This is a genomic window from Rhizobium sp. BK212 (assembly GCF_014197475.1).
GTDB lineage: Bacteria > Pseudomonadota > Alphaproteobacteria > Rhizobiales > Rhizobiaceae > Rhizobium > Rhizobium anhuiense.
In genome coordinates this window covers 1-23094 of sequence record NZ_JACIFS010000006.1, presented here as the reverse complement: position 1 = coordinate 23094, position 23094 = coordinate 1, and the positions used below count along the sequence as shown (strand labels likewise).

Annotated in this window: 23 protein-coding genes; 6 read left to right on the top strand and 17 right to left on the bottom strand. The window is 61.8% G+C overall.

What is annotated here, in order from left to right:
* Positions 1-4: 4 nt before the first annotated feature.
* The 11 genes from FHT79_RS19480 to FHT79_RS19430 all read right to left on the bottom strand — a co-directional run bounded on the left by FHT79_RS19480 (position 5) and on the right by FHT79_RS19430 (position 9998).
* A complete protein-coding gene (locus tag FHT79_RS19480) occupies positions 5-958 on the bottom strand; it encodes a type II secretion system F family protein (protein WP_028758840.1) in 954 nt (317 codons plus the stop codon).
* Complete coding sequence (locus FHT79_RS19475; RefSeq protein WP_028758839.1) at positions 955-2403, bottom strand: CpaF family protein; 1449 nt, start codon at positions 2401-2403, stop codon at positions 955-957. Before FHT79_RS19475 ends, FHT79_RS19480 begins: the two co-directional genes overlap by 4 nt.
* A 19-nt stretch (positions 2404-2422) precedes the next feature.
* The gene (locus FHT79_RS19470) at positions 2423-2995 is read right to left on the bottom strand and encodes a L,D-transpeptidase (protein ID WP_097595008.1); all 573 of its coding nucleotides are present in this window, start codon (positions 2993-2995) and stop codon (positions 2423-2425) included.
* Positions 2992-4134: a pilus assembly protein gene (locus FHT79_RS19465; RefSeq protein ID WP_097595007.1), complete on the bottom strand. Its 1143-nt coding sequence runs from the start codon at positions 4132-4134 to the stop codon at positions 2992-2994. Before FHT79_RS19465 ends, FHT79_RS19470 begins: the two co-directional genes overlap by 4 nt.
* Before the next feature lie 28 nt (positions 4135-4162).
* A complete protein-coding gene (locus FHT79_RS19460; RefSeq protein ID WP_048338681.1) occupies positions 4163-4789 on the bottom strand; it encodes a TadE/TadG family type IV pilus assembly protein in 627 nt (208 codons plus the stop codon).
* Complete coding sequence (locus tag FHT79_RS19455) at positions 4783-5262, bottom strand: TadE/TadG family type IV pilus assembly protein (RefSeq protein ID WP_097595006.1); 480 nt, start codon at positions 5260-5262, stop codon at positions 4783-4785. Before FHT79_RS19455 ends, FHT79_RS19460 begins: the two co-directional genes overlap by 7 nt.
* Positions 5259-6860 (bottom strand): Tad domain-containing protein, encoded by a 1602-nt coding sequence (locus tag FHT79_RS19450; RefSeq protein WP_097595005.1) that lies wholly within the window; start codon positions 6858-6860, stop codon positions 5259-5261. The genes FHT79_RS19455 and FHT79_RS19450 overlap by 4 nt, the downstream gene beginning before the upstream one ends.
* A 94-nt stretch (positions 6861-6954) precedes the next feature.
* On the bottom strand, positions 6955-7260 hold the full coding sequence (locus tag FHT79_RS19445; RefSeq protein WP_097595004.1) for a hypothetical protein: 306 nt from the start codon (positions 7258-7260) through the stop codon (positions 6955-6957).
* Positions 7244-8731: a type II and III secretion system protein family protein gene (locus FHT79_RS19440; RefSeq protein ID WP_047616169.1), complete on the bottom strand. Its 1488-nt coding sequence runs from the start codon at positions 8729-8731 to the stop codon at positions 7244-7246. The genes FHT79_RS19445 and FHT79_RS19440 overlap by 17 nt, the downstream gene beginning before the upstream one ends.
* A 55-nt stretch (positions 8732-8786) precedes the next feature.
* Positions 8787-9704 carry a Flp pilus assembly protein CpaB gene (gene cpaB / locus FHT79_RS19435; protein WP_097595003.1) on the bottom strand — a complete coding sequence of 306 codons (918 nt, stop codon included), beginning with the start codon at positions 9702-9704 and terminating at the stop codon, positions 8787-8789.
* A 99-nt stretch (positions 9705-9803) separates the two neighbouring features.
* Positions 9804-9998, bottom strand: coding sequence for a hypothetical protein (locus FHT79_RS19430; protein ID WP_097595002.1), 195 nt, complete (start codon positions 9996-9998; stop codon positions 9804-9806).
* A gap of 258 nt (positions 9999-10256) precedes the next feature.
* Between FHT79_RS19430 and FHT79_RS19425 the strand changes: the two genes are divergently transcribed.
* Positions 10257-10781, top strand: a complete 525-nt coding sequence (locus FHT79_RS19425) for a prepilin peptidase (RefSeq protein ID WP_097595001.1) — start codon at positions 10257-10259, stop codon at positions 10779-10781.
* A 252-nt stretch (positions 10782-11033) separates the two neighbouring features.
* Here FHT79_RS19425 and FHT79_RS19420 read toward each other — a convergent pair whose 3' ends face one another.
* Entirely contained in the window at positions 11034-12401 is a 1368-nt protein-coding gene (locus FHT79_RS19420; RefSeq protein ID WP_097595000.1) for an aspartate aminotransferase family protein, read from the bottom strand.
* Positions 12402-12482: 81 nt separating this feature from the next.
* Between FHT79_RS19420 and FHT79_RS19415 the strand changes: the two genes are divergently transcribed.
* A complete protein-coding gene (locus tag FHT79_RS19415) occupies positions 12483-13835 on the top strand; it encodes a glutamine synthetase family protein (protein WP_097594999.1) in 1353 nt (450 codons plus the stop codon).
* A gap of 19 nt (positions 13836-13854) precedes the next feature.
* On the opposite strand, the gene FHT79_RS19410 is transcribed toward FHT79_RS19415, so the two are convergent.
* The gene (locus FHT79_RS19410) at positions 13855-14799 is read right to left on the bottom strand and encodes a diacylglycerol kinase family protein (RefSeq protein ID WP_047616159.1); all 945 of its coding nucleotides are present in this window, start codon (positions 14797-14799) and stop codon (positions 13855-13857) included.
* A gap of 300 nt (positions 14800-15099) precedes the next feature.
* Between FHT79_RS19410 and FHT79_RS19405 the strand changes: the two genes are divergently transcribed.
* The gene (locus FHT79_RS19405; RefSeq protein ID WP_063474204.1) at positions 15100-16326 is read left to right on the top strand and encodes an MFS transporter; all 1227 of its coding nucleotides are present in this window, start codon (positions 15100-15102) and stop codon (positions 16324-16326) included.
* Here FHT79_RS19405 and FHT79_RS19400 read toward each other — a convergent pair.
* A complete protein-coding gene (locus FHT79_RS19400) occupies positions 16252-16689 on the bottom strand; it encodes a helix-turn-helix domain-containing protein (RefSeq protein ID WP_052215230.1) in 438 nt (145 codons plus the stop codon). The two genes, FHT79_RS19405 and FHT79_RS19400, sit on opposite strands and share 75 nt — an antisense overlap.
* A gap of 103 nt (positions 16690-16792) precedes the next feature.
* On the opposite strand from FHT79_RS19400, the gene FHT79_RS19395 reads away from it, so the two are divergent.
* Together FHT79_RS19395 and mgtE are read left to right on the top strand one after the other, a co-directional pair.
* Positions 16793-17806 (top strand): zinc-binding alcohol dehydrogenase family protein, encoded by a 1014-nt coding sequence (locus tag FHT79_RS19395; RefSeq protein ID WP_183903985.1) that lies wholly within the window; start codon positions 16793-16795, stop codon positions 17804-17806.
* A gap of 311 nt (positions 17807-18117) precedes the next feature.
* Positions 18118-19491 (top strand): magnesium transporter, encoded by a 1374-nt coding sequence (gene mgtE, locus FHT79_RS19390; protein WP_048338692.1) that lies wholly within the window; start codon positions 18118-18120, stop codon positions 19489-19491.
* A gap of 27 nt (positions 19492-19518) precedes the next feature.
* On the opposite strand, the gene FHT79_RS19385 is transcribed toward mgtE, so the two are convergent.
* Positions 19519-20040: an Lrp/AsnC family transcriptional regulator gene (locus FHT79_RS19385; RefSeq protein ID WP_174824460.1), complete on the bottom strand. Its 522-nt coding sequence runs from the start codon at positions 20038-20040 to the stop codon at positions 19519-19521.
* 95 nt (positions 20041-20135) lie between these two features.
* On the opposite strand from FHT79_RS19385, the gene FHT79_RS19380 reads away from it, so the two are divergent.
* Positions 20136-21041, top strand: coding sequence for a DMT family transporter (locus FHT79_RS19380; RefSeq protein WP_048338694.1), 906 nt, complete (start codon positions 20136-20138; stop codon positions 21039-21041).
* An 81-nt stretch (positions 21042-21122) separates the two neighbouring features.
* On the opposite strand, the gene FHT79_RS19375 is transcribed toward FHT79_RS19380, so the two are convergent.
* Together FHT79_RS19375 and FHT79_RS19370 are read right to left on the bottom strand one after the other, a co-directional pair.
* Positions 21123-21737 (bottom strand): L,D-transpeptidase, encoded by a 615-nt coding sequence (locus FHT79_RS19375; protein WP_047616146.1) that lies wholly within the window; start codon positions 21735-21737, stop codon positions 21123-21125.
* A gap of 136 nt (positions 21738-21873) precedes the next feature.
* Positions 21874-23094, bottom strand: a 1221-nt coding sequence (locus tag FHT79_RS19370; RefSeq protein WP_183903984.1) for an electron transfer flavoprotein-ubiquinone oxidoreductase, incomplete at its 5' end; no start/stop codon positions are given.

The window sequence follows — 23094 nt, the reverse complement described above, 5'->3', positions numbered from 1 at the left end:
AGCCTCAGTACTCGAAGTTGACCATCTTGTAGAGAATGACATTCCCGATCGCCATGACGGCCAGCAGCACGCTCACCACCATGGTTCCGTGGCCGCTATCCCAGACGGGATCGAAGTAGGTCGGCGACAACGCCTTGATCATCGCGTAAAGCAGGAACGGATAGAGCGACATGAAGATCGCGGTGATGCGTCCTTCCGAGGAAATCGCCTTGACCTTTGCCTTCAGCATATACCGGTCGCGCAGCGTCTTCGAAAGGTTCTGCAGGATCTCCACGAGGTTTCCGCCGGTTCCGGCCTGTACGCTCAGCGATATCGCAAGCAGGTTCAGATCCTCGACGCCGACCCGGTCCGCCAAGTTCACAAGGGCATCGTCCAGCGTCACGCCGTAGGTGAGTTCATCCGAGAGCAGGCCGAACTCGGTGCCGATCGGATCAGGCATCTCGCGTGCCACCAAAGAAATCGCCGCCGGCAGCGGGTGGCCGGCGGCCAAGCTGCGATTGGCGACATCGAGCGCTTCAGGAAGCTTCAGTTCGAATTTTCTCATGCGGCGCGCCCGGGCGCGCCAGACGATGAGCGCCGGGATGAGGAGACAGATCAGGAGAAAGACAGGGATCCTGAACAGAGTGCTCGGCACGAGGAACCCCGCGGCCAGCCACGTCAAAAGGGCGCCCGCGATCGCGAAGAGAGCAAATCGCCTGGCATCGAACTTGATTCCCGACTGGGCGTAGAACTGCAGCAGCCGCTGCATGATAGGGGTTTGCCGCCAACCGCCGCCGGCCCCGCGCTCCTTCAGCATATCGCTATAGGTCTTGCGATGATCATCGCTGACCTCGAGCAAGCTCAGCCGATGGTTCACGGCGCGGTGTCGTTCCGTGCTCTTGAAGTAGTTGCGCATGATTGCTTCGACCGCAACAAGGGCAGCGGTGAAAACGGCGGCGTAAAGGAGCGTCAGGGTCATTGGACAGGTCCCGTCTGCAGCGGTTTGCCGGGATCAAAAATCGCCACAGGGATCTCGATCCCGAGTTCGGCAAATTCCTCAACGAACCGCGGCCGGATGCCGGTGGCGCGGAATTCTCCATGGATCCGCCCGCCTTCGTCGGTGCCGGTTTTCTTGAATTTCATAATCTCCTGCATCTGCACGACTTCGCCCTCCATGCCGGTGATCTCGGAAATCGAGACGACCTTGCGGCTGCCGTCGCTCAGGCGCTGGACCTGTACGATCATGGTGATGGCGGAGGAGATCTGCGAGCGAATGCTCAACTGCGACATCGGCATCCCTGCCATGCCGACCATCTGCTCAAGCCGACCGACGGCGTCGCGCGGCGTGTTGGCGTGAATGGTCGTCATCGACCCCTCGTGACCGGTATTCATCGCCTGCAGCATGTCGAACGCCTCGTCGCCGCGCACTTCGCCGACGATGATGCGGTCGGGGCGCATGCGCAGGGCGTTTTTCAAAAGCTCGCGTTGCCGGATCTCGTTGCGCCCGTCGAGCGTCGGCGGCCGGGTTTCCAGACGCCCGACATGTGGCTGCTGCAGTTGAAGCTCGGCCGCATCCTCGATGGTGATCAGGCGCTCCCTTGGAGAAATCTGCGACGAGAGAGCGTTGAGCAACGTGGTCTTGCCGGAACCCGTGCCGCCTGAAATGACCATGGACACCTTGCCCTTGACCGCGGCACTGAGAAGGACGCGCATCGCATCGGCCATGGCGCCATATTGCACCAGGCGCTCCATCGTCAGCGGCTTGCGTGTGAATTTGCGAATGGAAACGAGCGGTCCATCGACCGAGATTGGCCGGATGGCGACGTTGACACGCGAGCCATCCTTGAGGCGGGCGTCAACCATCGGCGTTGCCTCGTCGACACGGCGGCCGACCGCCGAGACGATCTTGTTGATCACCCGAAGCAGGTGGTCCTCGTCTTTGAACCGCACGGCGGTGCCCTCGAGCTTGCCGCTCCGCTCGACATAGACGCTGTTGTAGCCGTTGATGAGAATATCTGCGATTGTATCATCGGCCAGCAGCGGCTCGATCGGTCCAAGCCCGAGCATCTCGTCGGTGATATCGCGGATCAGATCATTGATTTCCTTGGCATTCAGCGGAAAGTTGTTGTTCCGGATATAGTCCTTGACCAACGGCCGGATCTCGGTCGCGATCTCCTCGTTGTCGAGCGTGTCGAGGATCCCGAGGTTGATGCGATCGAGCAGGTAGCGGTGCAGATTGACCCGCTCGGAAACCATGTCCGGCCCGAACGAAGCCTCTTCGCCACTCGCCGTGGCACTGTCGGAGGCCGGTTGGGCAGGCATGTTCTCAACTGCGCCGACCAAAGACAGTTCGGCCGCCTCCAGATCTTCGCGGCTTTCCGGCTCCCGCTGCTTGTAGAAACGCCCGATGATACCGTTCGCCATGTTTCCCGCCCCTGAACTCTTATTTTACAATGACCGTGGAACCGACTTTCACCCTCTCATAGAGATCGATGACGTCGGCATTGCTCATGCGAAAACAGCCCGATGACGCGAAACCGCCGACCGTCGACTGCTCGTTCGTTCCATGAATGCGGTAGAGCGTGTCGGTCCCGCCCTTGTAGAGATAGATCCCGCGAGCACCCAATGGATTGAGCGGACCGGCCGGTACCAGGTCCGGAAGTCCGGCTGCGCGCGCCTTCATCTCGGCAGGCGGGCGCCAGTCAGGCCACTCTGCCTTGCGTCCAACCTTGACGGTGCCGCTCCAGCGAAATCCGTCTCGTCCGACGCCGATTTTGTAGCGGATCGCGCGTCCTTCGGAGATGACGAGATCGAGCGTACGGTTTGCGGTGACGATGACGATTGTCCCAGCCGCATAGCTTTTTTCGATCGTCACCACGGCGGCTGTCGTCGGCCCAAGGCTTCGCGGCACAAGCCCGGCTGCCGCGGCATCCCCGGCAACGGCCAGAATTGCCAAAACCGCCAGAGCAACATCGGCGGCGCGGGACCTTATGCGCCTACTGTCGATCGCCGTCATCGCACCAGTGCTCCAAGTTTACCGACCGCGCCGCAGAAGCGCGCCCGGGAATTCACCTGAAATGGCAGCACGCCGCGGTTGACAGCCTCGCTCAAAGTATCCCAGTCATCCGCAATGACATGCGTCGGGATCTCCTTGAAGATCTTTTCCGTTTGTTGTCGGCGCAGGCCGAGCCCGAAAAGCTTGGCGCGGTATTTGTTGATGACGATGAATATCTGATCCGAACTGCCACGCAGCCGTACGAGATTGGCAAACAAATCCTTGGCTTGAGAAAGCGCAGGGACCGTCATTTCGGTGACGATGCAGATACTGTTGACCGACGCGAGCACCTCGTATTTCCACGGCGTGTCATAATAGGGAACGTCGATGATCGTGTGATCGCTCTCGAAGGCGGCCACGTCGAGCATACGCAGCACGAGTTCACGGCCCTTCGGCGCCAGAAGAACTGATGGCTGCTTGAAGGACAGCAGTGAAAAGCCCCCCGAATGACGCTTTCGGACCAGATCGATGAATTCCAGATCGACCCGTGAAGGATTGGCGATGACGGGTTTCAAGTCGTAGTCGTTGACGAGGTTGAGATAATAGCCAAGCGCCCCGGAGCAGAAATCCGTGTCGAACAAGTCGATCCGCGGCGTGGAATTCTTGGTCGGCTGGGCCAGCACATGCGCAAGCGACGAAGCGATCATGCTGGCGCCCGCGCCGCCGACGGCCGAGACCACGGCATGCACCCGGCTGTCGCTGGCCCCGGTGCCTGGCGCATGGGTCGAAATCATGTCGATCAAGGCGCGGCGCTCGAGCGGCTTCTTCAGCCAGTCATTGCCGTTAAGACGGAAGAGCAGCCGCAGCATATCGTCCGCTAGGTCTTCGGAAACGACGACGAGCGGAATGTCCCGATAGCTGGCGCGAAACGCGAAAAGCTCCGGCTGGTGCAGCAAGTTCCCATTGTCGACGTCGAGAACGATCAGGTTGAATTGCGTCGGATCGAAACGGCCCTTTTCTGAGAGCGCCTTCAGCGAGAGATGGCGGACATCGTAACGCGAAAGCGACCCGAACGTATCGAGCATGAAGCTCGCTGCAGCCGCGTCGTCGGAGAGAACCAGGATCTTGGTGGATGCGGCAATGTTCATGTGAGCTGTCATTTCGCTTTCCTACGCATAATTTAAGGAGTCAGCAGGTTGAGCACGTCTTTAGATCTTCCGTCGTGATCGTCACCGGATGGGCCGGGATGGTGACGTCGTTCAGTCCCAACAGCCCGCCGAGGATCGGCAGATCGAAGGTGATATTGCGCACCTCCAACCGCATCGTCAGCACGGGCCCGTCCGGCCGGCCCCAATAGCCGAGCCCGGATCGCTGATAGGTGACCATCAGCTTATCCGGCGTGATGCGCCAATTGAGGTCGCAAATGCCGGGGTGAGGATCAGTTCCCGCGTTGCAAACGCCGTCGCTTCCCAGGACGATCCGGTTCAATGCCGCCGTGCTGCAGTTCGCTAGAGCCGGTCCGCAGGTTGAGGATATCGTGGCATCGTTCGGGGCCGCTTTGCCATTGTTGAGCGGATTGGCAGCTTCGATTGGGAAAACGGCAGTGAAATTCGTCGTCAGCGGATCGGATACAGCGGCCAAACGGGCACCATATTGCAGTGCCTTGACCGTCTGGTTCCACTGCGACATGGCATAGCCGAACTCGATGAAGGCGGCGAATACCAGCATGACGATCGGAAAGGTCAGCAATGCTTCGACAAGGATCGCACCATTGCTATCCTGCCAGAATGTCTTGATCGCCCTAGAGGTCACCATCCGATATATCTCTCTTCGTGGGAGGAACTGATCGTGATGGCACTGATTCCGAGAAAGCCGAACACCGGCGAGGTCTCGTAGAGATGAGCAGTGGAAACGGTGATATTCCCATCCGCATCGGGTGCAGTGATGGTGATGTCGGCAGCGTCCTTCCAGCCGGGGACGCGGGGTATAGCGCCTGCCGCAGGTGTTTGCGTTCCGTAAAAGGCGATCGTCTTCGCAGTCGCCTGATTGCATGTCGGCACATAGGTTCCCGACACCGGCCGGCATCGCGAAAGGTAACGCCCCGCATCGCGCAAGCCTGCGTCGATCTGCATACGCTCCCAGAAGATGCTGCCAAACTCCAGTATCCCCGCCGCAAAGAGCGTCACAAAGGGGATGGCGAGCAGCGCTTCGGCAAGCACCGCGCCTTCCTCCCGCCGCCAGAAGCCGAGGCAAAGCCGATGCCTGACAAAGTTGCGGAGCGCCATCATCTGACCAACTCCGCTTCTTCCCGCAGGAATTCGTCCAGCGTACCGCGACCACCCTTGCCGGTGATGTCGATCATCTCCAGGGAAAGGTATCGTTCGCCGGCATCCTTTATCGCCGGCTTGGTCAGGAACATGCGCGCGAAGGCCACGGCACGCGTGGCCTTGTGACCGTTCAAATGGCCGACCGAGGCTTCATAGCCGCAATTGACGATGGCTGAGAAGATCTCGCGGCGATCACCGTATTCGGCCGCCGTATAGTTCGAAAGGTCCGGGCCGGTATAGCACTGGCCGCCGGTTGCCGGTGTTCCGGTCTCACCATTGGCCGAGGCATGGCTGATGAGAGACGGGTTTGCCAACTCGTAACGATAAACATCGTAAGCAGAGGGTTGGTTTGGTGTTCCGGTCGGCGCCGGATAACTGGAGTGGCTGCCGAGGACTGTGCTCACCGAGGGCGCGGCCGTTCCCTGCGCGACATTCCAATATGTCATGTACTGCCAATTGTTGCTGCTGCTGATCTTGCCGCCGGCAAGCGAGGTCATGGACGCTCCGTAGCCGAGCGGCAAAGCCTTGGTGGCATCACCGACAACGGCTCCGGCCATGACCGGATTGTAAGTATCGCAACCCTTCTTTCCCTTACCGCTGATCGTCTGGGCGGAGCGCACGTTTTGGGCCGGTCGGTAACGATAATCGCCGTTTGCCTTGTTGAACGACGAGGAGTAAAAACCGAAGCGCGTATTGACGCCGTCCTCGACTGGCCCCGCCTTTGCGCCGGTCTCCGTATCGAGGCTGTCCTGCGTGTAGCAGGTACCGGGATTGCCGGTGGCAAGAGCCTCCGCCAGCACGGACGCACCATTGCCCAAGGGGGTCCGCAGGAACCCGAAATTGCCGGGACCGGGATTGGACGCCGAGGTGCTGTGAAGCTCGATCTGTCGCCCGTAGAGATTGCCGGCCGCAAAATTGGTGTGCAGGGCCGCGGCTGCAGCTTCGCTGGCGCTTTCACTCGTATTGCCCGCCGGCTCGAACGGATTGCAGATAAAGATCGGCGTCACGTCGCAGGCGCTGGCGTGGTATACCGCCACGGCGTCGGCAGAGATGTTGATCGTATCGCGGGTGAAGCCAACCGGGATCGGAAAGATCGTCGTCATCGCCTGCGGCTTGGCGATGACCCAGGCGTAGGACGCTTCGCTGGCCGTGGTCGTTTGCATTGAAGACGGGATGGGCGTGTCGTCGTTGGCCGGAATGCTCTTCAGAAAATGTACGGTGACCGTGCTCCCGGCATCGTTGCCGGCGTGGTAGGCCACAGTAATATGCGAGCCAAGCGACATGCCGGTCCCGCCCCCGGAAAAAGCCGCGCTATTGGCGATTTTCTCGATCGCCGTCTGCGCCCTCGAAATGGCATCATCACGGCCATCGAGTTCGCGGGCTCCGGCTAGCGCCATCGCATCGACCGCGTTCTGGAGATCGGTATGCAGGTTGCTGCTGCGGCCGACATCGATGATCAGCAGCGAAAAGCCGAGAAGCATCGGCATGGCGATGAGCGTCAAGGCGATGACATAGCCACGATGATCGTTCCAGAACCGTCTGATAACCCTGCTCAGCATTGGCATACCCCCATCGCGGCGCTATCGCCGTGACGACCCTGTTTCGTGCATTTCCCCTTCCGGCGCGCTGCCGCCGTTCATGCCTTTCGATCAGCTACTGGCTGACGGTGGCCCCACTCGCCGCCCCATTCGCCCCCATTGCCGGCGACGGCTGAATAACGCCCACCCCGCCGTTCTGATACTGAGTGACCGCCCTGCGGATTACCTTGCCGTCGCTTGCGATGCGGGTTCGCTGAGCTTCCGGTGGGAACGGCTCCTCGGTATGGATGGCCTTGTTTGCTTCCATGGCGTTGCCGGCCCCGAAGGTGATCGTGTCGCGATGGTTCATGTAGTCGGCACAGCCGGAAGCCAGGCCGGCGGCTGCAAGGACGAAAAGGACGCGTTTAGCGTTTTGTAGCAACGGCTTGGACTCCCTGGTTCAGGTCGAGACGATGGCCATAGGGCCCAGTCACGCCTACGCCATTGCGAAAGCGTCGGAGCATGTCCTTGTCGACTTCCAGGACACCGAGCGCAAAAAGCTCGACGTCGTTGGACGAACGCGTCTGGTCGAGCGGACTGTAGAGGTCCTCGCCCGGGCGAGCCGGTCGCACTATGTGCGGGGTGACGACGATGACGAGGTCGGATTCCTTCTTCTGGAAACTCGTCGAACGGAACAGTGCGCCGAGGATCGGTATCTTCCCGAGGCCCGGCAGTTGCTGGATGTCTTTGGCATTGATCGACTGCAGCAGGCCTGCCATGGCAAAGCTCTGGCCGTCGCGAAGCGCTACCGTGGTGCTCGCAGCACGCGAGATGAAACCTGGATTGCCGTTGACGTTGATCGACGGATCAAGCTCGGAAACCTCCGGCTCGATCTCCAGATTGATGACGCCGTCGTCAAGCACCACCGGCTTGAAGGTCAGCCGCACACCGAAGGGGCGATAGTCCGTCTCGGTGGCGACTGTCGTGCCGTTGTTCGTCGTCTTCAGGATCGGCACTTCACCGCCGGCATGGAAGCTGGCGGTCGAGCCGCTCATTGCGATGAGGTTCGGCTGAGCCAGGCGACGCACCAATCCCTTCTGCTCGAGCGCATTGATGACCACGTCGATGCGGCCGCCGGAGATTTCCAGCACCTTGGCGATCAACTGGCCGAAGGGCAGCATACCCGTTGCCGCACCCTTGGGGTCAAGGAGGCTACGGGCCAGGTTGCCGTTATCGTCCACGGTGATACCCTGGCTGGTCGTTGCCTTGCCGATGCCGTTGTTGCCATGCCCGGACCAACCGATCCCGAGATCACGACCCGTCTGACGCGAGGCTTCGATGACACGGACCTCCAGCATCACCTGCTGGCTGTCGCTGACGCGCAACTGGTTCAGCACCGGCTGCTCGGAATAGGACTGGGCGATTTCCATCACCCGCTGCAATTCGATGCCGTCGCGGACGATGCCTGTCAGGCGAATACGATCGTTGGAGTTGACCACTCTGACCCGGGCCGAGGGTGCGGCAGAGCGAATGGCGGCGGCGACTTCGGTGAAATCGCTGGCAACGCGGATGTCGATGACGCCGAGAAGCGATTTGTCGTCGCCATAGACCGAGATATTGGTGGCGCCGGTCTTCTTGCCGCGAATGAACAGCGATCGATCGGAAAGCGGCACCACGTCGATCATATCGGCGCTACCGATGACGAGATCACCGAAGGGCTGGCCGGTATTGAGCGTCAGCGTCTCGTTCGGAGGCAACGTCACATGCTGGACCGATTTGCCGAGGGTGACCGACTTTTCCTGTGCGTTGGCGCAGCCGGCAAATCCGGGCCCCAAACACACACAGGCCGAAAACACTGCCGCCAGTGCCGCAAGGCTTTTGGTCCTTGCGATTCGTCTCTTGTCGTTCGCCATGCCTGCTTTAGCCCCCCTCATTCGGCTGGCCGCGCCGCGGCAGGCCGCATAAACATCACTGGATCAGGCCGACTCGGTGCTCCTCGCGCTTCGTCGTGTTCCAGACCCCCACCGTCACCCACTTCGGCTCGACCGGCAACACCGGTTCGACCTTTTCCTCCACAATCTGCACTTGTTTTTCGGGTTCTGGCAACTTATTCTTTTCCAGATCATTGCCGAGTTCCGTCGCCATCGCCCCGCCACCGAGGTCGGCGACGGTGATCGGTCGGGTTTGCTCGACAGAGGAAGAGGCAATATTGCGAAGCGCCAGTGAGAGCGTGCCGATACTGGAGCCGAGGGTCAGGCGCTGCGCCTCATCGGTCGTGACCTCAAAGGTCACGGTTTTCACGACGGATGGCTCGTCCTTGCGCTCGTCCGCCGTCTGGTCCACCGCCAGCACCTTGACGCCTTGCAGCAACACGTCGACGAAGGTCTGATCGTTGCCGGCCGGCCCGCGCACGACTCGCGTCAGAAGTACGTCGACGCGATCGGAAGGCCTGACGAAGCCGGCAACGCCGAGCACGTCGTTGACGCGGATGGAAACCGCCTTCATGCCCTGGTCGAGGGCCGCCGACAGCGTGGCGCGTTCGCCGGTACCAGTGATTTTCGAGGATAGCACCGGCTCGCCGGGGTCGATCGCCGCCATGGCATAACGCGGCTGGGCATCGCTACCGACGACCGTCTCGATGCTGACGAACGAGCCTGTAGGTGTTTCATTCGAGGGCCACGGAATGGCCCTGAGATTTTCGGATCGGATCCGATCGCCGAAGCGCATCGCCTTGGCGGCGACAACGAGTGTCCGTTCCTCGGCCTTCATGCCGTTCATCGCCAGCAGCCGGGCCTTCTGATCGGAGAGATACTCGCGCATGCCGAAAACTGCTGCTGCTGCGAGAACAAACGCAATAACGAGACTTAAAATCGTTGAAGAACGCATCGCGGCTACTCGCTACACTGGACGGAACGCATCCATTCATTGATGCTAATTTAGGAGAGAGGGGTTAACAAAAACCCCTCGCTTCTTCGAACGCCAATATCAGGCTGGAACAGCCAGCGCAGTCGTGAACCACCCTGCCCATGCATTCCAAACCGCGGTCAGATTGTCGCCGGCCAATGTCACCGCCGTGATCACGCCGCCAATCAGCAAGGCAAGCAGAATGAGGTATTCCGTGAGTGCGACGCCGTCTTCTTCCCGCGCGAAAGCGCGTACGCTATTTACAAAGGCTTTCATCGAGAATTTCCTCCCAGATAAGTTGTGCGCCGTAATTTCCCCCGGCCACCTTGTCGTCGAGACCGCCTCTTCGACTGGGAATATTAATAATCTCTTAAGCCTAATTTAGTCAATTGTTTTATACGGAGGCGTTCGGCATCTATACTTTATGGTTAAGACCAAAGTCCGGTCGTCATTTGTAAAAACTGACACGCTCGTCTGGATTTATTGGAATACGACTTAAAGATCCGACTATAGTAGCCCAAAGGGTTGAATACCATGCTGCACATAATCGATGTCATTAGCTCGCTTTCGGTATTTCTTTTTCTCTATGCCGCATGGACCGATTTCCGCACATGGAAGATCCCCAACTCGATCGTGCTCGCATTGATTGTACTTTATGCATTGCGCGCGGTGGTCGTGATACTTGGCTCACAGGACGTCGGCGCTGCGCTATTTGCTTCGAGCGGAATTGGCGGCGACGTCGGGGCCGGCCTGCTGATGTTCATGCTGGGGGTGATGCTCTGGGCGTTCCGGCTGTTTGGCGCAGGAGACGCCAAGCTTTTCCTGCCGATCGGCCTTTTTATCGGATGGCACGGAATGCTGCCGTTTTCGTTTCTGCTCCTCGTCCTCGGCATCGTGACGCTCCTGGTCCTGCGGCTGCCGGTGCCGCTGCCCGTCGCACATCTCGCCTTTTTCATGCGCGTGGAGGAAATCCGGGCGAGCCGGAAGGTGCCCTATGGCGTCGTCATGGTTTTCGCCGCGCTCCTCACCTTGGCTTTGCCCATTATCCGACAGCAGTGACCTGGCATCGGCACAGCCGCTTCCTCGCAACCGCCCCATTGCCAAAGCAGGATGTTGCGCGCCTGCGGCCACGGATCTTCGACCGGTGGGTCGAAGCGAAGCGCCGCCACCAGCCATGATTCAATGGCTCTAGGCAATCTCGGCGTAGCCGCACCTGAGCTCTCAGTGGTCGACTTGCCCTATTTCTATGGGCGTGGCGGCGGCAGCTACCGTTTCGGTTAAGCCTGGGTCAACCAGCGGGGCTGAACGGCATCAGGACTTCAGCTCCTTCCAGGCCGCGTCCAGCGCCAGCTTGGTAATCCTTGCTATCTCGTCCACCTCCGCATGGCTGATGACGAGCGGCGGCGAGGCCAGCATGCGGTCGCCGGTGGCGCGCAGCACGAGGCCGTTCGCCAGCGCGTGGTTGCGCACCAGCGCACCGACCTGATCGGGCTTGGCATAACGGGTGCGCGTGCTTTTCTCGGCGGCAAGCTGCAGGCCGCCCATCAGGCCGATGCTGACGGCTTCTCCGACGAGATCATGTTCGGCGAGCACTGCCCAGGCCGTGCCGAAATAGGGACCGATATCGTCGCGCACGCGTTCGACCAGTCTTTCCTCCTCGATGATGCGCAGGTTTTCGAGTGCGGCGGCCGCACAGACCGGGTGACCGGAATAGGTGAAGCCGTGATTGAACTCGCCGACCTCGTTGATCAGCACATCGGCGATGCGGTCGCTGACGAGCACGCCACCGATCGGCAGGTAACCGGAGGAGAGCCCCTTGGCAATCGGCGCCAGATCGGGCTCGACGCCGAAATACTGGTGGCCGAACCAGGCGCCCAGCCGGCCGAAGCCGCAGATCACCTCGTCGGTCACCAACAGAATATTGCGCGCCTTGCAGATCCGATCGATCTCCGGCCAGTAAGTCTCGGGCGGGATGATGACGCCGGCGGCGCCCTGCACCGGCTCGGCGACGAAGGCTGCGACATTCTCCTCGCCCAGCTCGTCGATCTTCGCTTCGAGCTCGCGCGCGACTTTGAGACCGAATTCGGCGGGCGAGAGATCGCCGCCCTCGCCGTACCAGTAGGGCTGGCCGATATGGACGATGCCTGATATCGGCAGGTCGCCCTGTTCGTGCATGTATTTCATGCCGCCGAGGCTGGCACCGGCGACGGTCGAGCCGTGATAGCCGTTCTTCCTCGAGATCACGATCTTCTTCGACGGCTTACCGACGGCGCTCCAATAGACCCGGGCCATGCGGAACCAGGTGTCGTTGGCCTCCGAGCCGGAGCCGGTGAAGAAGATATGGTTGAAACGGGCGCCGGCATGGGAGGCGACCTTCTGCGCCAGCAGCGTCGTCGGCGTCGAGGTCGTGCCGAAGAAGGTGTTGTAATAGGGCAGCTCGTTCATCTGTCTGGCGACGGCGTCAGTGATCTCCCGGCGGCCATAGCCGATATTGACACACCAGAGGCCGGCGAAGCCGTCGAGATATTTCCTGCCGTGATTGTCGAAGATGTGGACGCCCTCGCCGCGCTGGATGATGCGCGTGCCTTCGGCATTCAGCTTCTTCATGTCGGCGAAGGGATGCAGGTGGTGCGCGGCGTCGATCGCCGCAAGGTTCGAGGGCGGGTAGCTATCGGGCATGGTGGTAAAGACCCTCGCGGATTGAAAGGCTGATGTCGATGGGTTAGGAGCTTGGCCTTGTCCCGGAGGATTTTCAAGGTCATGGCGAGCGACAGGATGGACGGCACGGCCGAAGGCGGCGACCCGCGTTTCGAGGTCCTGATCGTCGGCATGAACGGCGACCTGCGCGGCAAGCAGCTTCCGATCGGCGCCGAAAGCAAGATCTGGTCCGGAGACATCCGCCTGCCGACCTCGACGCAATCGCTCGACATCTGGGGCGACGACAATGACGACATCACCGGCCTGTCGCTGACGATCGGCGATCCCGACGGCATGCTCGTTGCCGACCGGCGCAGCCTGGCGCCGATGCCCTGGGCGCCCGAAGGCTCGATGCAGGTGCTCGCCAGCATGCACGAATTCGACGGCAGCCCGAGCTTCATGGACCCGCGCGCCATCCTCGCCTCGGTGCTGGAGCGCTATGCCTCGCGCGGCCTGACGCCAGTGGTGGCGACCGAGCTGGAATTCTACGTGATGGCGGGAGACTGGCGCGAGACCGGACGCCCCGCCCCGCCCGAAAGCCTGACCTATCGCGGCGAGCCGAACGGTTTCCAACTTTACGACATGAGCGCCGTCGACGCGCTCGACGATTATCTCAAAACGCTGAGGGCCTATGCGAGGGCGCAGGGGCTGCCGGCGGATGCGACGACGGCGGAGTTCGGCCCGGGCCAGTTCGAGGTCAACCTGCTGCACCGCCCCGATGCGCTGGCAGCCGCCGACGATTGCCTCTATCTCAAGCGCATCGCCGAGCAGGCGGCGCGCCGGCACGGGCTGAAATCGACTTGCATGGCCAAGCCCTATTCCGAACATGCCGGCTCCGGCCTGCATGTGCATGCGAGCATCATCGACGGCCAGGGCCGCAACATCCTCGATGCCGAAGGCGGCGAGCCGAAGCGGCTCAAATCGGTGACGGCAGGCCTGCTTAACACCATGCGCGAGGCGCAGCTGATCTTCGCGCCCTTCGCCAATTCCTACCGGCGGTTCCAGCCGGGCTCGTTCGCACCGGTCGATCTGACCTGGGGCAGCGGCCATCGCGGCACGGCGATCCGCATACCCGACAAGGACGGGCCGGCTGCACGCATCGAACATCGCGTCGCCGGCGCCGACGCCAATCCCTATCTGCTGCTCGCGGCGATCCTTGGCGGCATGCTCACCGGTCTCGACGACGAACTCGACCCCGGCGAAGAGACGACGCCGTCGCACATGCCGGCGAATACCGCACGCCTGACGCATGATTTCCTGAGCGCCGTCGAAAGCTTCCGCACCTCGCCCTTCATCGCCGATATCTTCGGCGCCCGGTATCAGGCGCTCTATGGCGACACCAAGCGCAAGGAAGCGCTGGCGCATCTGCGCACCGTCTCGGATTTCGACTATCGCACCTACCTGCCGCGGCTCTGAAATCTACGCGGCCGCCGACTTACGCGGCGGGCTCGCGGCGTTCGCTGGCGTGCACCTGCGCCGCAAGACCCTGCTTGACGAGAACCTTCAATTCGCCCGGATGCAGCCGGATCGAGACATCGCGTTCGAGTGGCAGCAACTCACCATCCATGACGCAATTGGCCTTGAAGCGCAGTTTCGGGAAATGCAGGTGCACTTCGGCCGGGTGCATCACCATGACGTCGGCATTCTCGCGGAACTTGCCGCGCAGCATATCGATGGCGAGACGGGCGACACCCAGAGGCTTCAGCGGATTTGCCGTGTAGAAGCCGAGTTCGCCGCTTGTGAGATTATCGGCATAGAGCAGCGCATTTTCGCCGAAGGGGTTGTTGGAGACTGAAATCGCCGACACCCTGCGACGCTCCCTCATGCCGGCCGCCTCGAAATCGACCTCGAATTCCGGCGGATTGAACACGACGCCCAAGGCCGCCTTCGTGCTCGCCCGGATCTTGCCGAGCCGCGAGCGATAGCTGTAAGCGTTGCGGTAGCGCACCATGCGGGCATGCAGGCCGGCGGAAAACTGGTGGATGAAGGGCCGGCCGTTGGCGCTGGCGATATCGACATTGTCGATCTCGCCGGTGGCGAGCACATCGAGCGCCTGCCAGATGTCGAGAGGCACACGCAACGAGCGGGCAAAGAGGTTCATCGTGCCCGCAGGCACGACACCGAGCGCAATGCCGTTTTTCCAGGCGATCGAGGCCGCCGCCGAAATCGTGCCATCGCCGCCGCCGGCGACGATCCCGTCGATATCGTCCCGCTTGGCCGCTCGCTCCATGGCGGGAATGATTTCCTTTCCGGAGAAGACGATAGCATCGAAATCGTGCCCCGCTTCGCGGAAAGCCGCCTCTGCCCTCTTTTCGTAGGCCAGCATGTCGGTGGTCTTGAAGGTACCGCCGTCGCGATTGAAAAAGCCTACAAGCTTCATAAGGGCTCCAGTCCCTGGCGTGGAGATAATCCTGCCTTTGTCCATCAGATGGTTGCGATCATGGCGATTTCAAGCGCCACCGCTTCCCCGCAGAAATGACAGAAATGCAAAATTTGCAATAGACGTATGCACATAGCAGGACGCTGCACTGCAAAAAATGCACTCGACGCCAGCCTGAACGTTAGGGATAGATGAAGTATCGGGGACATGGGTCTCCACCTCCCGCCATTTTACGATCGGCTCGCGGCCGCGCCTGCGCCAAGGGCCATTTCCAAGCAGAAACCGCCTCGAGGAGCTCTCGTGAGTGAGATTGCCGTCAATATTTCCGTCGATAGCCGCGATGAAGAGCTGCCGTCGGCAACGACCGTGGCGCTGGTGCAACTGGCGCTCGCCTGCGGCGGCTTCGGCATCGGCACCGGCGAGTTTGCGATCATGGGGCTGCTGCCCAATGTCGCCGAGACTTTCTCGGTCACCACACCGCAGGCCGGCTACGTCATCAGCGCCTATGCGCTCGGCGTCGTCGTCGGCGCACCCGTCATCGCCGTGCTCGCCGCGAAGATGGCGCGCCGCACGCTGCTCCTGACCCTGATGCTGATCTTTGCCGCCGGCAATATATCAAGCGCCATGGCGCCGACCTTCGAGACCTTCACCCTGCTGCGTTTCATCAGCGGCCTGCCGCATGGCGCCTATTTCGGCGTCGCGGCTCTTGTGGCCGCCTCGATGGTGCCGGTGCACCGCCGCGCCCGTGCCGTCGGCCGCGTCATGCTCGGCCTGACGGTCGCTACCCTCCTCGGCACGCCGCTGACGACGTTCTTTGGCCAGTCGCTCGACTGGCAGGTGGCGTTTTTGTCGGTCGGCGTGCTCGGCCTGCTCACTGTGGCGCTGATCTGGTTCTACGTTCCGAAGGACCAGGTTTCCGAGGAAGCGGGGTTCCTGCGCGAACTCGGCGCCTTCCGCCGGCCGCAAGTGTGGCTGACGCTCGGCATCGCCGCCGTCGGTTATGGCGGCATGTTCGCGATGTTCAGCTATATCGCCTCGACGACGACTGCAGTGGCGATGCTGCCGGAAAGTGCGGTCCCGATCATGCTTGTTCTCTTCGGCGTCGGCATGAACGCAGGCAATTTCATCGGCTCGTGGCTCGCCGACAAGTCGCTGCTCGGCACGATCGGCGGGTCGTTGGTCTATAACATTGTCGTGCTGACCACCTTTTCGCTGACCGCCGCCAACCCCTATATGCTCGGCCTTTGCGTCTTCCTCGTCGGCTGCGGTTTTGCCGCCGGCCCGGCGCTGCAGACGCGGCTGATGGATGTCGCCGCCGATGCGCAGACGCTTGCCGCCGCTTCCAACCATTCCGCCTTCAACATCGCCAATGCGATCGGCGCCTGGCTCGGCGGCCTCGTCATCGCCTGGGGTTACGGTTTTGCGGCAACCGGTTATGTCGGCGCAGCGCTCTCATTCCTCGGCCTCTTCGTGTTTGCAGCCTCGTTCCACCTCGAGCGCCGCAGCCGGAGCGCGCAGGCCGTCTGAGGCCATGCGCAACTCGCGGCCTTCCGGGCTGCAGAAGACATAATCATCGCCCCATGCTGCGAGCGCTCGAATGACCGGCTTCAGCGTCATGCCGAGCGGCGTCATTGCATATTCGACGCGCGGCGGCACCACCGGAAAGACGGTGCGCGACACCAGACCGGACTCTTCCAGTTCGCGCAGTTGCTTGGTCAGCATGCGCTGGGTCACGGCCGGCAGTTTGCGGCGCAGTTCGTTGAAACGCAGGGTTCCTTCCATCAGATGAAAGAGGATCACGCCCTTCCACTTCCCATCGAGGTAAGTCAGCGTCGCCTCGACCGGGCACCCGGGAAAGTTCGTGACGAGCTTGGCGCGCGGCAATGACATTTTACGGTATCCTTTTGGGTACTACGTACAGAATTTGTGCATTCTTGCGTTGTCAGAACATAGTGCGCATCTAGCTTCCGTGCAATTAACACAGGAGTCTCCCATGCGCGCCGTCGCTTATAAAACGCCCCAACCGATTTCCGCCGAGACCTCGCTGATCGATGTCGAACTGCCGATGCCGGAGGCCAAGGGTCACGATCTGCTCGTCGAAATAAAGGCCATTTCGGTCAATCCCGTCGATGTGAAGGTCCGCGCCCATTCCGCACCACCCGCTGACGAGCTTAAGGTGCTCGGCTGGGACGCCGCCGGTATCGTCAAGGCTGTTGGCGCAGAGGTCACGCTGTTCCGGCCAGGCGACGAAGTATTCTACTCCGGCGTCATCAGCCGCCCGGGCAGCAATGCCGAATTCCATCTCGTCGACGAGCGCATCGTCGGCGCCAAACCGAAGAGCCTGGATTTCGCGGCCGCGGCCGCCCTGCCGCTGACCTCGATCACAGCCTACGAAGCCCTGTTCGACCGGCTGAAGGTACAGGACGCAGTGTCGGGAGCGGCACGCTCCATCCTGATCGTCGGTGGCGCTGGCGGCGTCGGCTCGATCGCCATCCAGATCGCCCGGGCCCTGACCGATCTCACCGTGATCGCGACCGCGTCGCGGCCGGAAACGCAGGGTTGGGTGAAGGAACTCGGCGCGCATCACGTCGTCGACCATTCCAAACCGATCGCGCCTCAGGTGGCAGCGCTCGGCATCGGCGCGCCGGGATTCATCTTCTCGACCACCAATACCGACAGCCATATCGGCGACATCGTCGAAGCGATTGCGCCGCAGGGCCGCTTCGCGCTGATCGACGACCCGAAGACGCTCGACATCGTGCCCTTAAAGCGCAAAGCCATCTCCGTTCATTGGGAACTGATGTTCACCCGCCCGCTCTACGGCACGCCTGACATGATCGAGCAGCACAAGCTGCTGAACAAGGTTTCCGAACTCGTCGACGCCGGAAAGATTCGCACTACGCTTTCGGAGATCGTCGGGCCGATCAGTGCTGCCAATCTCAAGAAGGCGCATGCCATGGTCGAAAGCGGCAGGATGAAGGGCAAGGCGGTGCTTGCAGGATTCTGAGATCGCCAGCAGGGCCGATGTTTCGGTTCCGCAAGGTCGTACAAACCATCCCCGTCCGGAGTGCCGCATCGCGGGGTGCGACATTCTGGCGTTAAGCATTGACCCCGCTTGACTTTTTCCGCGTTCGGGACCACCTAGCAAACACGTGACCGACACCTGTCGGCCACGGATTTCAACGGAGCCATCTTCACGATGCCAAGCGACAGTAGCAGTCGATTGCCTTTGCCGTAGGCGGCCCTCGTGCGCTGACCGACTCCTGTCGGCTCGCCCGATCGGACGCTACGGCGGATCGACGGAAAGGCGAGCCTCACATGAATATCAATCGCTTCCCTCTTCGGGCAGGCCATGCCGCCCGTGCCTTCATCAACAACAGCCGCGGCGCAACGATCGCCGAACGCGTCGATGCGTTGAACGCGCTCGCCGTCCAGGATGCCGGGCGTGTGCTCACCGGCATGCCGCTGGACTATGCCGTCAACATTCTCGACCGGCCGGAGCTTCGCAACGCTGCACAGATCCTTGCACTGATCAGCGCGGAGGACGCCGCACGGCTGCTGCACGGCATGTCCAACGACCGCGTCGCCGACGTGCTGCTCGAACTCGACGGCGAGACTCGCGCCCGGCTGTTCTCCAGCCTCGACGAGCCGGTGCGCATCGCGATCCAGCACCTGATGGGCTATCCGCCACGCACGGCCGGCGGCATCATGACGACCGAGTTCGTCAGCGTGCCTGACAGCTGGACCGTTGCCCAGACGCTCGACCATGTGCGGCAGGTCGAACGCTCGCGCGAGACCGTCTATGCCATCTACGTGCTCGACGAGATCAGCCACGCGCTCATGCATGTGGTGACGCTGCGCCGGCTCATCACCGGCGAGCCGGAGGCTTCGATCCTCACGGTGGCGCAGAAGGGTGCGCCGGTTTCGGCCGACCCGCTGATGAAGCAGGAAGATGTCGCCCGGCTGATCCGCAAGCACGACCTGCTCGCCCTGCCCGTCATTGACGAACATGGGCAGGTGCTCGGCATCGTCACCGTCGACGACGTGATCGACACGATGATATCGGACACGACGGAAGCCGCGCAGAAGTTCGGCGGCATGGAAGCCCTCGGCCAGCCCTACATGAAGATCAGCTTCGCCGGCATGATCCGCAAGCGCGCCGGCTGGCTCGCCGCGCTCTTCCTCGGCGAAATGCTGACGGCAAGCGCCATGCAGCATTTCGAAGGCGAGCTGGAAAAGGCCGTGGTGCTGACGCTGTTCATCCCGCTGATCATGAGCTCCGGCGGCAATTCCGGTTCGCAGGCGACCTCGCTGATCATCCGGGCCCTGGCGCTCGGCGAGCTGAAGCTTTCCGACTGGTGGAAGGTGCTGTTGCGCGAGCTGCCGACCGGCATCGTGCTCGGCGCGATCCTCGGCCTGGTCGGCTTCGTCCGCATCGTCTTCTGGCAGTCGGCCGGGCTCTACGATTACGGCCCGCACTGGCAGATGGTCGCCGTCACGGTATTCGCCGCCTTGATCGGGATCGTCACCTTCGGCTCGATCTGCGGCTCGATGCTGCCCTTCGTGCTGCAGAAACTCCGGCTCGATCCGGCCAGCGCCTCGGCCCCCTTCGTCGCCACGCTGGTCGACGTCACCGGGCTCGTCATCTACTTCTCGGTGGCGCTACTCATCCTCAGCGGAACGCTGCTGTAGCGCCCAAAACGGCAAGCCCGAGGAGAATTATTTCCCCTCGGGCAGCTTCAACGGCCCATGCGTCTTGATGCTGCGGATGGCGAAGTTGGAGCGGATGTCGCTGACATTCGGCAGCGTCAGCAGCGTTTCCGTCAGAAGCCGTTCGTAGGCGGCGAGATCCTCCACCACCACTTCGGCGAGGAAATCGGCCGTGCCCGAAATCAGGAAGCAGGAGACGATCTCGGGGATGGCGAGCAGCGCCTTCTGCTGCGCCTCGGAATTTTCGCGGCTGTGATGGACGACCTTGAATTCGACGAAGACGGTCAAGCCGAGACCGACCTCCTTGCGATCGATATCGGCCGTATAGCCGCGGATGACGCCGGAGCGTTCGAGATTGCGGATGCGGCGCAGGCAGGGCGACGGTGAAAGGTTCACCTTCTCGGCGATCTCGACATTGGTGGCGCGCGCATCCTCCTGCAGGCACTTCAGGATGGCAATATCGAATTTATCGAGATTTGGCATTTTCGCGATCCCTGTCGGCACGGATTGGCAGAAGATTGCGTCTAGCATGATTTTAGAGCCAGAGATAGCAAGGACATGCCCTGCCCTCTAGCGCTAGTCTTTTCTCAACCGGAGAGGCTCCGGACGAGAGAAAGGACAGGACGATGACCACCATTGCATTTACGAACGACAAGTCGCCGTCGCAGGCGTTGGGCTATGCCAGCGGCACTCTGACCGTGTTGATCTGGGCGACATGGTTTCTCGTCACCCGCCACAGCGCCGCAACGCCACTCGGCTCGATCGACATCGGACTGATCCGCTTCGGAATTCCGGCGCTGGTGCTTGCACCCGTCTGGCTGAAGACGGGACTGCTGCCGAAGGCCCTGCCGCTCCACCTGCTGGCGATCATGGTCGCCGGTTCCGGCGCCGTCTTCTTCCTGCTGACCACGCTGGCAATCCATTCGACGCCCGCCGCCTCTTCAGGCATTCTGCTCGGCGGCTCGATGCCGCTCGCTGCGGCGCTGATCGGCATTGCGCTGTTTCGCGAAAGACCTGACAGCACGCGCATCGCCGGGCTCGCCGCGATCATCGCCGGAGTACTGATCCTGCTGACGCAGAGCCTTGCGGACGCCTCGCTGCCCTGGACGAGCTTCGTGTTGCTGCCGGCCGGCGCCGTTTTGTGGGCAAGCTATACACATGCCTTCCGCCGCTCCGGCCTGACCGCCGTACAGGCGAGCGCCCTGATCGCCGTCTGGTCCTTCCTGATCATGGGCGCGCTTGCCCTTGTCTTCGGCATCTCACTGCCGCAGGCTTCTCTCCCGGATATCGGCCTGCAGGTGCTGAGCCAGGGCATTCTGTCCGGCCTGATCGCCATGCTGGCTTATGGCACCGCCGTCAGAACACTCGGCGGAACGCAGGCCGCCGCCTTCACGGCGCTGACACCGGTGCTCGCAACCCTCGGCGGCGGATTCCTGCTCGGCGAAGCGATCGGCATCACCGAAATCAGCGCCGCGGTGATCACCGGCATCGGGGTGGCGCTTTCGACGGGTATTGCCGCGCCGCGCCATTGACCATCAGCGGGAACCAACACGTCAACAGCCGTCGACAGCGATCGCTGCGGCGGCTTTTTCAATGAACCAGATTTTAGTCGCTCAAGCCTGGATGACAACGACCCTGGCACCGACTTCGACGCGGCTATAGAGGTCGATCACGTCGTGGTTCATCATGCGGATACAGCCGCTCGACATGGCAAGACCGATCGATTGCGGCTGGTTGGTGCCGTGAATGCGGAAATGCGTGTCGCCGCCGCCGCGGTAGAGATACATCGCCCGCGCACCGAGCGGGTTGTTCGGGCCGCCAGGCATACCGCCGGCAAGCTTGCGATAGCGTTCTTCGCGGCGCTGCATGTTTTCGGTCGGCGTCCAGCTCGGCCACTCGGCCTTGCGGCCGATATAGGCGTCGCCGGCAAAGGCCAGCCCCTCGCGGCCGACGCCCACCCCATAACGCACTGCCCTGCCGTCGCCGAGGACATAGTAGGCGCGGCGCGCCGGGGTATCGACCACCACGGTGCCGGCAGCGTGCGTGGTTTCATAGGCCACTTCCTGGCGGCGGAGCTCCGGCTTGATCTTGTCGATCGGCACCTGCTTCAGCGGAAATTTTTCTTCCGGAAGTGCGGCGTAGTTCGTCTGGCTGTTCAGGCCGGTCGAAGAGCAACCGGCGACAAAAAGCGGCAGAGCGATCAGAAAGCCCCGGCGGGAGATTGTCATGAATGTGTCCTTAGTGCGTCAACATGATGTCGCAAGCTAAGGAAATTATGGTTAACGAACGACTAACGACGGCCCGCAATAAGCGATCACGAAGGCGTCAGCACGTGAAAATTGGCGGCGGCGGGGATAATCCGCCTCACATATTCGGATAGACCGGCCCCTCGCCGCCCTGCGGCGGCACCCAATTGATGTTCTGGTTGGGGTCCTTGATGTCGCAGGTCTTGCAGTGCACGCAGTTCTGGGCGTTGATGACGAAGGTGTCCTGCCCGTCCTTCTCCACCCACTCATAGACGCCGGCCGGACAGTAGCGTGTCGACGGGCCGGCATAGATATCGTGCTCGGAACGCTTCTGCAGGCCCATGTCCTTGACCTTGAGATGCACCGGCTGGTCTTCCTCGTGATTGGTGTTCGACAGGAACACCGAGGACAGCCGGTCGAAGGTCAGGACGCCGTCCGGTTTCGGATAGGCGATCGGCTTGTGCTGCGATGCCGGCTCAAGCGACTGCGCATCGGTCTTGCCGTGTTTCAGCGTGCCGAAGAACGAAAAGCCGAACAGCGTATTGGTCCACATATCGAAGCCGCCGAGCGCCACGCCAAGGGCGGTGCCGAACTTCGACCACAGCGGCTTGACGTTCCTCACCCGCTTCAGGTCGCGGCCGATGTCGCCCTTGCGCCATTCGTTCTCGATCTCGGCGACCTCGTCATGGCTGCGGCCTGCTTCGATCGCCGCCGCCAGCTTCTCGGCCGCCAGCATGCCCGACAGCACCGCATTGTGGCTGCCCTTGATGCGCGGCACGTTGACCAGACCGGCCGAACAGCCGATCAGCGCCCCGCCGGGGAAGGTGAGCTTCGGTACCGACTGGTAGCCGCCCTCGGTGATGGCGCGCGCCCCATAGGACAGCCGCTTGCCGCCCTCGAAGGTTCCGCGAATGGCCGGATGCGTCTTGAAGCGCTGGAATTCCTCGAAAGGATAGAGATAGGGGTTCTTGTAGTTCAGGTGAACGACGAAGCCGACCGCCACCAGATTGTCTTCGAGGTGATAGAGGAAGGAGCCGCCGCCGGTCTTCATGCCGAGCGGCCAGCCGAAGGAGTGCTGCACCAGGCCCGGCCGGTGATGCTCGGGCTTGACCTGCCAGAGTTCCTTGATGCCGATGCCGAATTTCTGCGGTTCACGATCCCTCTGCAGATCGAACTTGGCGATCAGCTGCTTGGCGAGCGAGCCGCGCACGCCCTCGCCGATCAGGGTATATTTGCCGAGCAGCTCCATGCCGCGGGTATAGTTGGGTCCAGGCTCGCCGTTCTTCTCGATGCCCATGTCGCCGGTGGCGACCCCGATCACCGCGCCCGCGTCATTGTA

Excerpts from the sequence above, each read along its gene's own strand:
- FHT79_RS19480 (WP_028758840.1), bottom strand. The coding sequence starts at position 958 with ATGACCCTGACGCTCCTTTACGCCGCCGTTTTCACCGCTGCCCTTGTT.
- FHT79_RS19475 (WP_028758839.1), bottom strand. The coding sequence starts at position 2,403 with ATGGCGAACGGTATCATCGGGCGTTTCTACAAGCAGCGGGAGCCGGAA.
- FHT79_RS19470 (WP_097595008.1), bottom strand. The coding sequence starts at position 2,995 with ATGACGGCGATCGACAGTAGGCGCATAAGGTCCCGCGCCGCCGATGTT.
- FHT79_RS19465 (WP_097595007.1), bottom strand. The coding sequence starts at position 4,134 with ATGACAGCTCACATGAACATTGCCGCATCCACCAAGATCCTGGTTCTC.
- FHT79_RS19460 (WP_048338681.1), bottom strand. The coding sequence starts at position 4,789 with ATGGTGACCTCTAGGGCGATCAAGACATTCTGGCAGGATAGCAATGGT.
- FHT79_RS19455 (WP_097595006.1), bottom strand. The coding sequence starts at position 5,262 with ATGATGGCGCTCCGCAACTTTGTCAGGCATCGGCTTTGCCTCGGCTTC.
- FHT79_RS19450 (WP_097595005.1), bottom strand. The coding sequence starts at position 6,860 with ATGCTGAGCAGGGTTATCAGACGGTTCTGGAACGATCATCGTGGCTAT.
- FHT79_RS19440 (WP_047616169.1), bottom strand. The coding sequence starts at position 8,731 with ATGGCGAACGACAAGAGACGAATCGCAAGGACCAAAAGCCTTGCGGCA.
- cpaB (WP_097595003.1), bottom strand. The coding sequence starts at position 9,704 with ATGCGTTCTTCAACGATTTTAAGTCTCGTTATTGCGTTTGTTCTCGCA.
- FHT79_RS19430 (WP_097595002.1), bottom strand. The coding sequence starts at position 9,998 with ATGAAAGCCTTTGTAAATAGCGTACGCGCTTTCGCGCGGGAAGAAGAC.
- FHT79_RS19425 (WP_097595001.1), top strand. The coding sequence starts at position 10,257 with ATGCTGCACATAATCGATGTCATTAGCTCGCTTTCGGTATTTCTTTTT.
- FHT79_RS19420 (WP_097595000.1), bottom strand. The coding sequence starts at position 12,401 with ATGCCCGATAGCTACCCGCCCTCGAACCTTGCGGCGATCGACGCCGCG.
- FHT79_RS19415 (WP_097594999.1), top strand. The coding sequence starts at position 12,483 with ATGGCGAGCGACAGGATGGACGGCACGGCCGAAGGCGGCGACCCGCGT.
- FHT79_RS19410 (WP_047616159.1), bottom strand. The coding sequence starts at position 14,799 with ATGAAGCTTGTAGGCTTTTTCAATCGCGACGGCGGTACCTTCAAGACC.
- FHT79_RS19400 (WP_052215230.1), bottom strand. The coding sequence starts at position 16,689 with ATGTCATTGCCGCGCGCCAAGCTCGTCACGAACTTTCCCGGGTGCCCG.
- FHT79_RS19395 (WP_183903985.1), top strand. The coding sequence starts at position 16,793 with ATGCGCGCCGTCGCTTATAAAACGCCCCAACCGATTTCCGCCGAGACC.
- mgtE (WP_048338692.1), top strand. The coding sequence starts at position 18,118 with ATGAATATCAATCGCTTCCCTCTTCGGGCAGGCCATGCCGCCCGTGCC.
- FHT79_RS19385 (WP_174824460.1), bottom strand. The coding sequence starts at position 20,040 with ATGCTAGACGCAATCTTCTGCCAATCCGTGCCGACAGGGATCGCGAAA.
- FHT79_RS19380 (WP_048338694.1), top strand. The coding sequence starts at position 20,136 with ATGACCACCATTGCATTTACGAACGACAAGTCGCCGTCGCAGGCGTTG.
- FHT79_RS19375 (WP_047616146.1), bottom strand. The coding sequence starts at position 21,737 with ATGACAATCTCCCGCCGGGGCTTTCTGATCGCTCTGCCGCTTTTTGTC.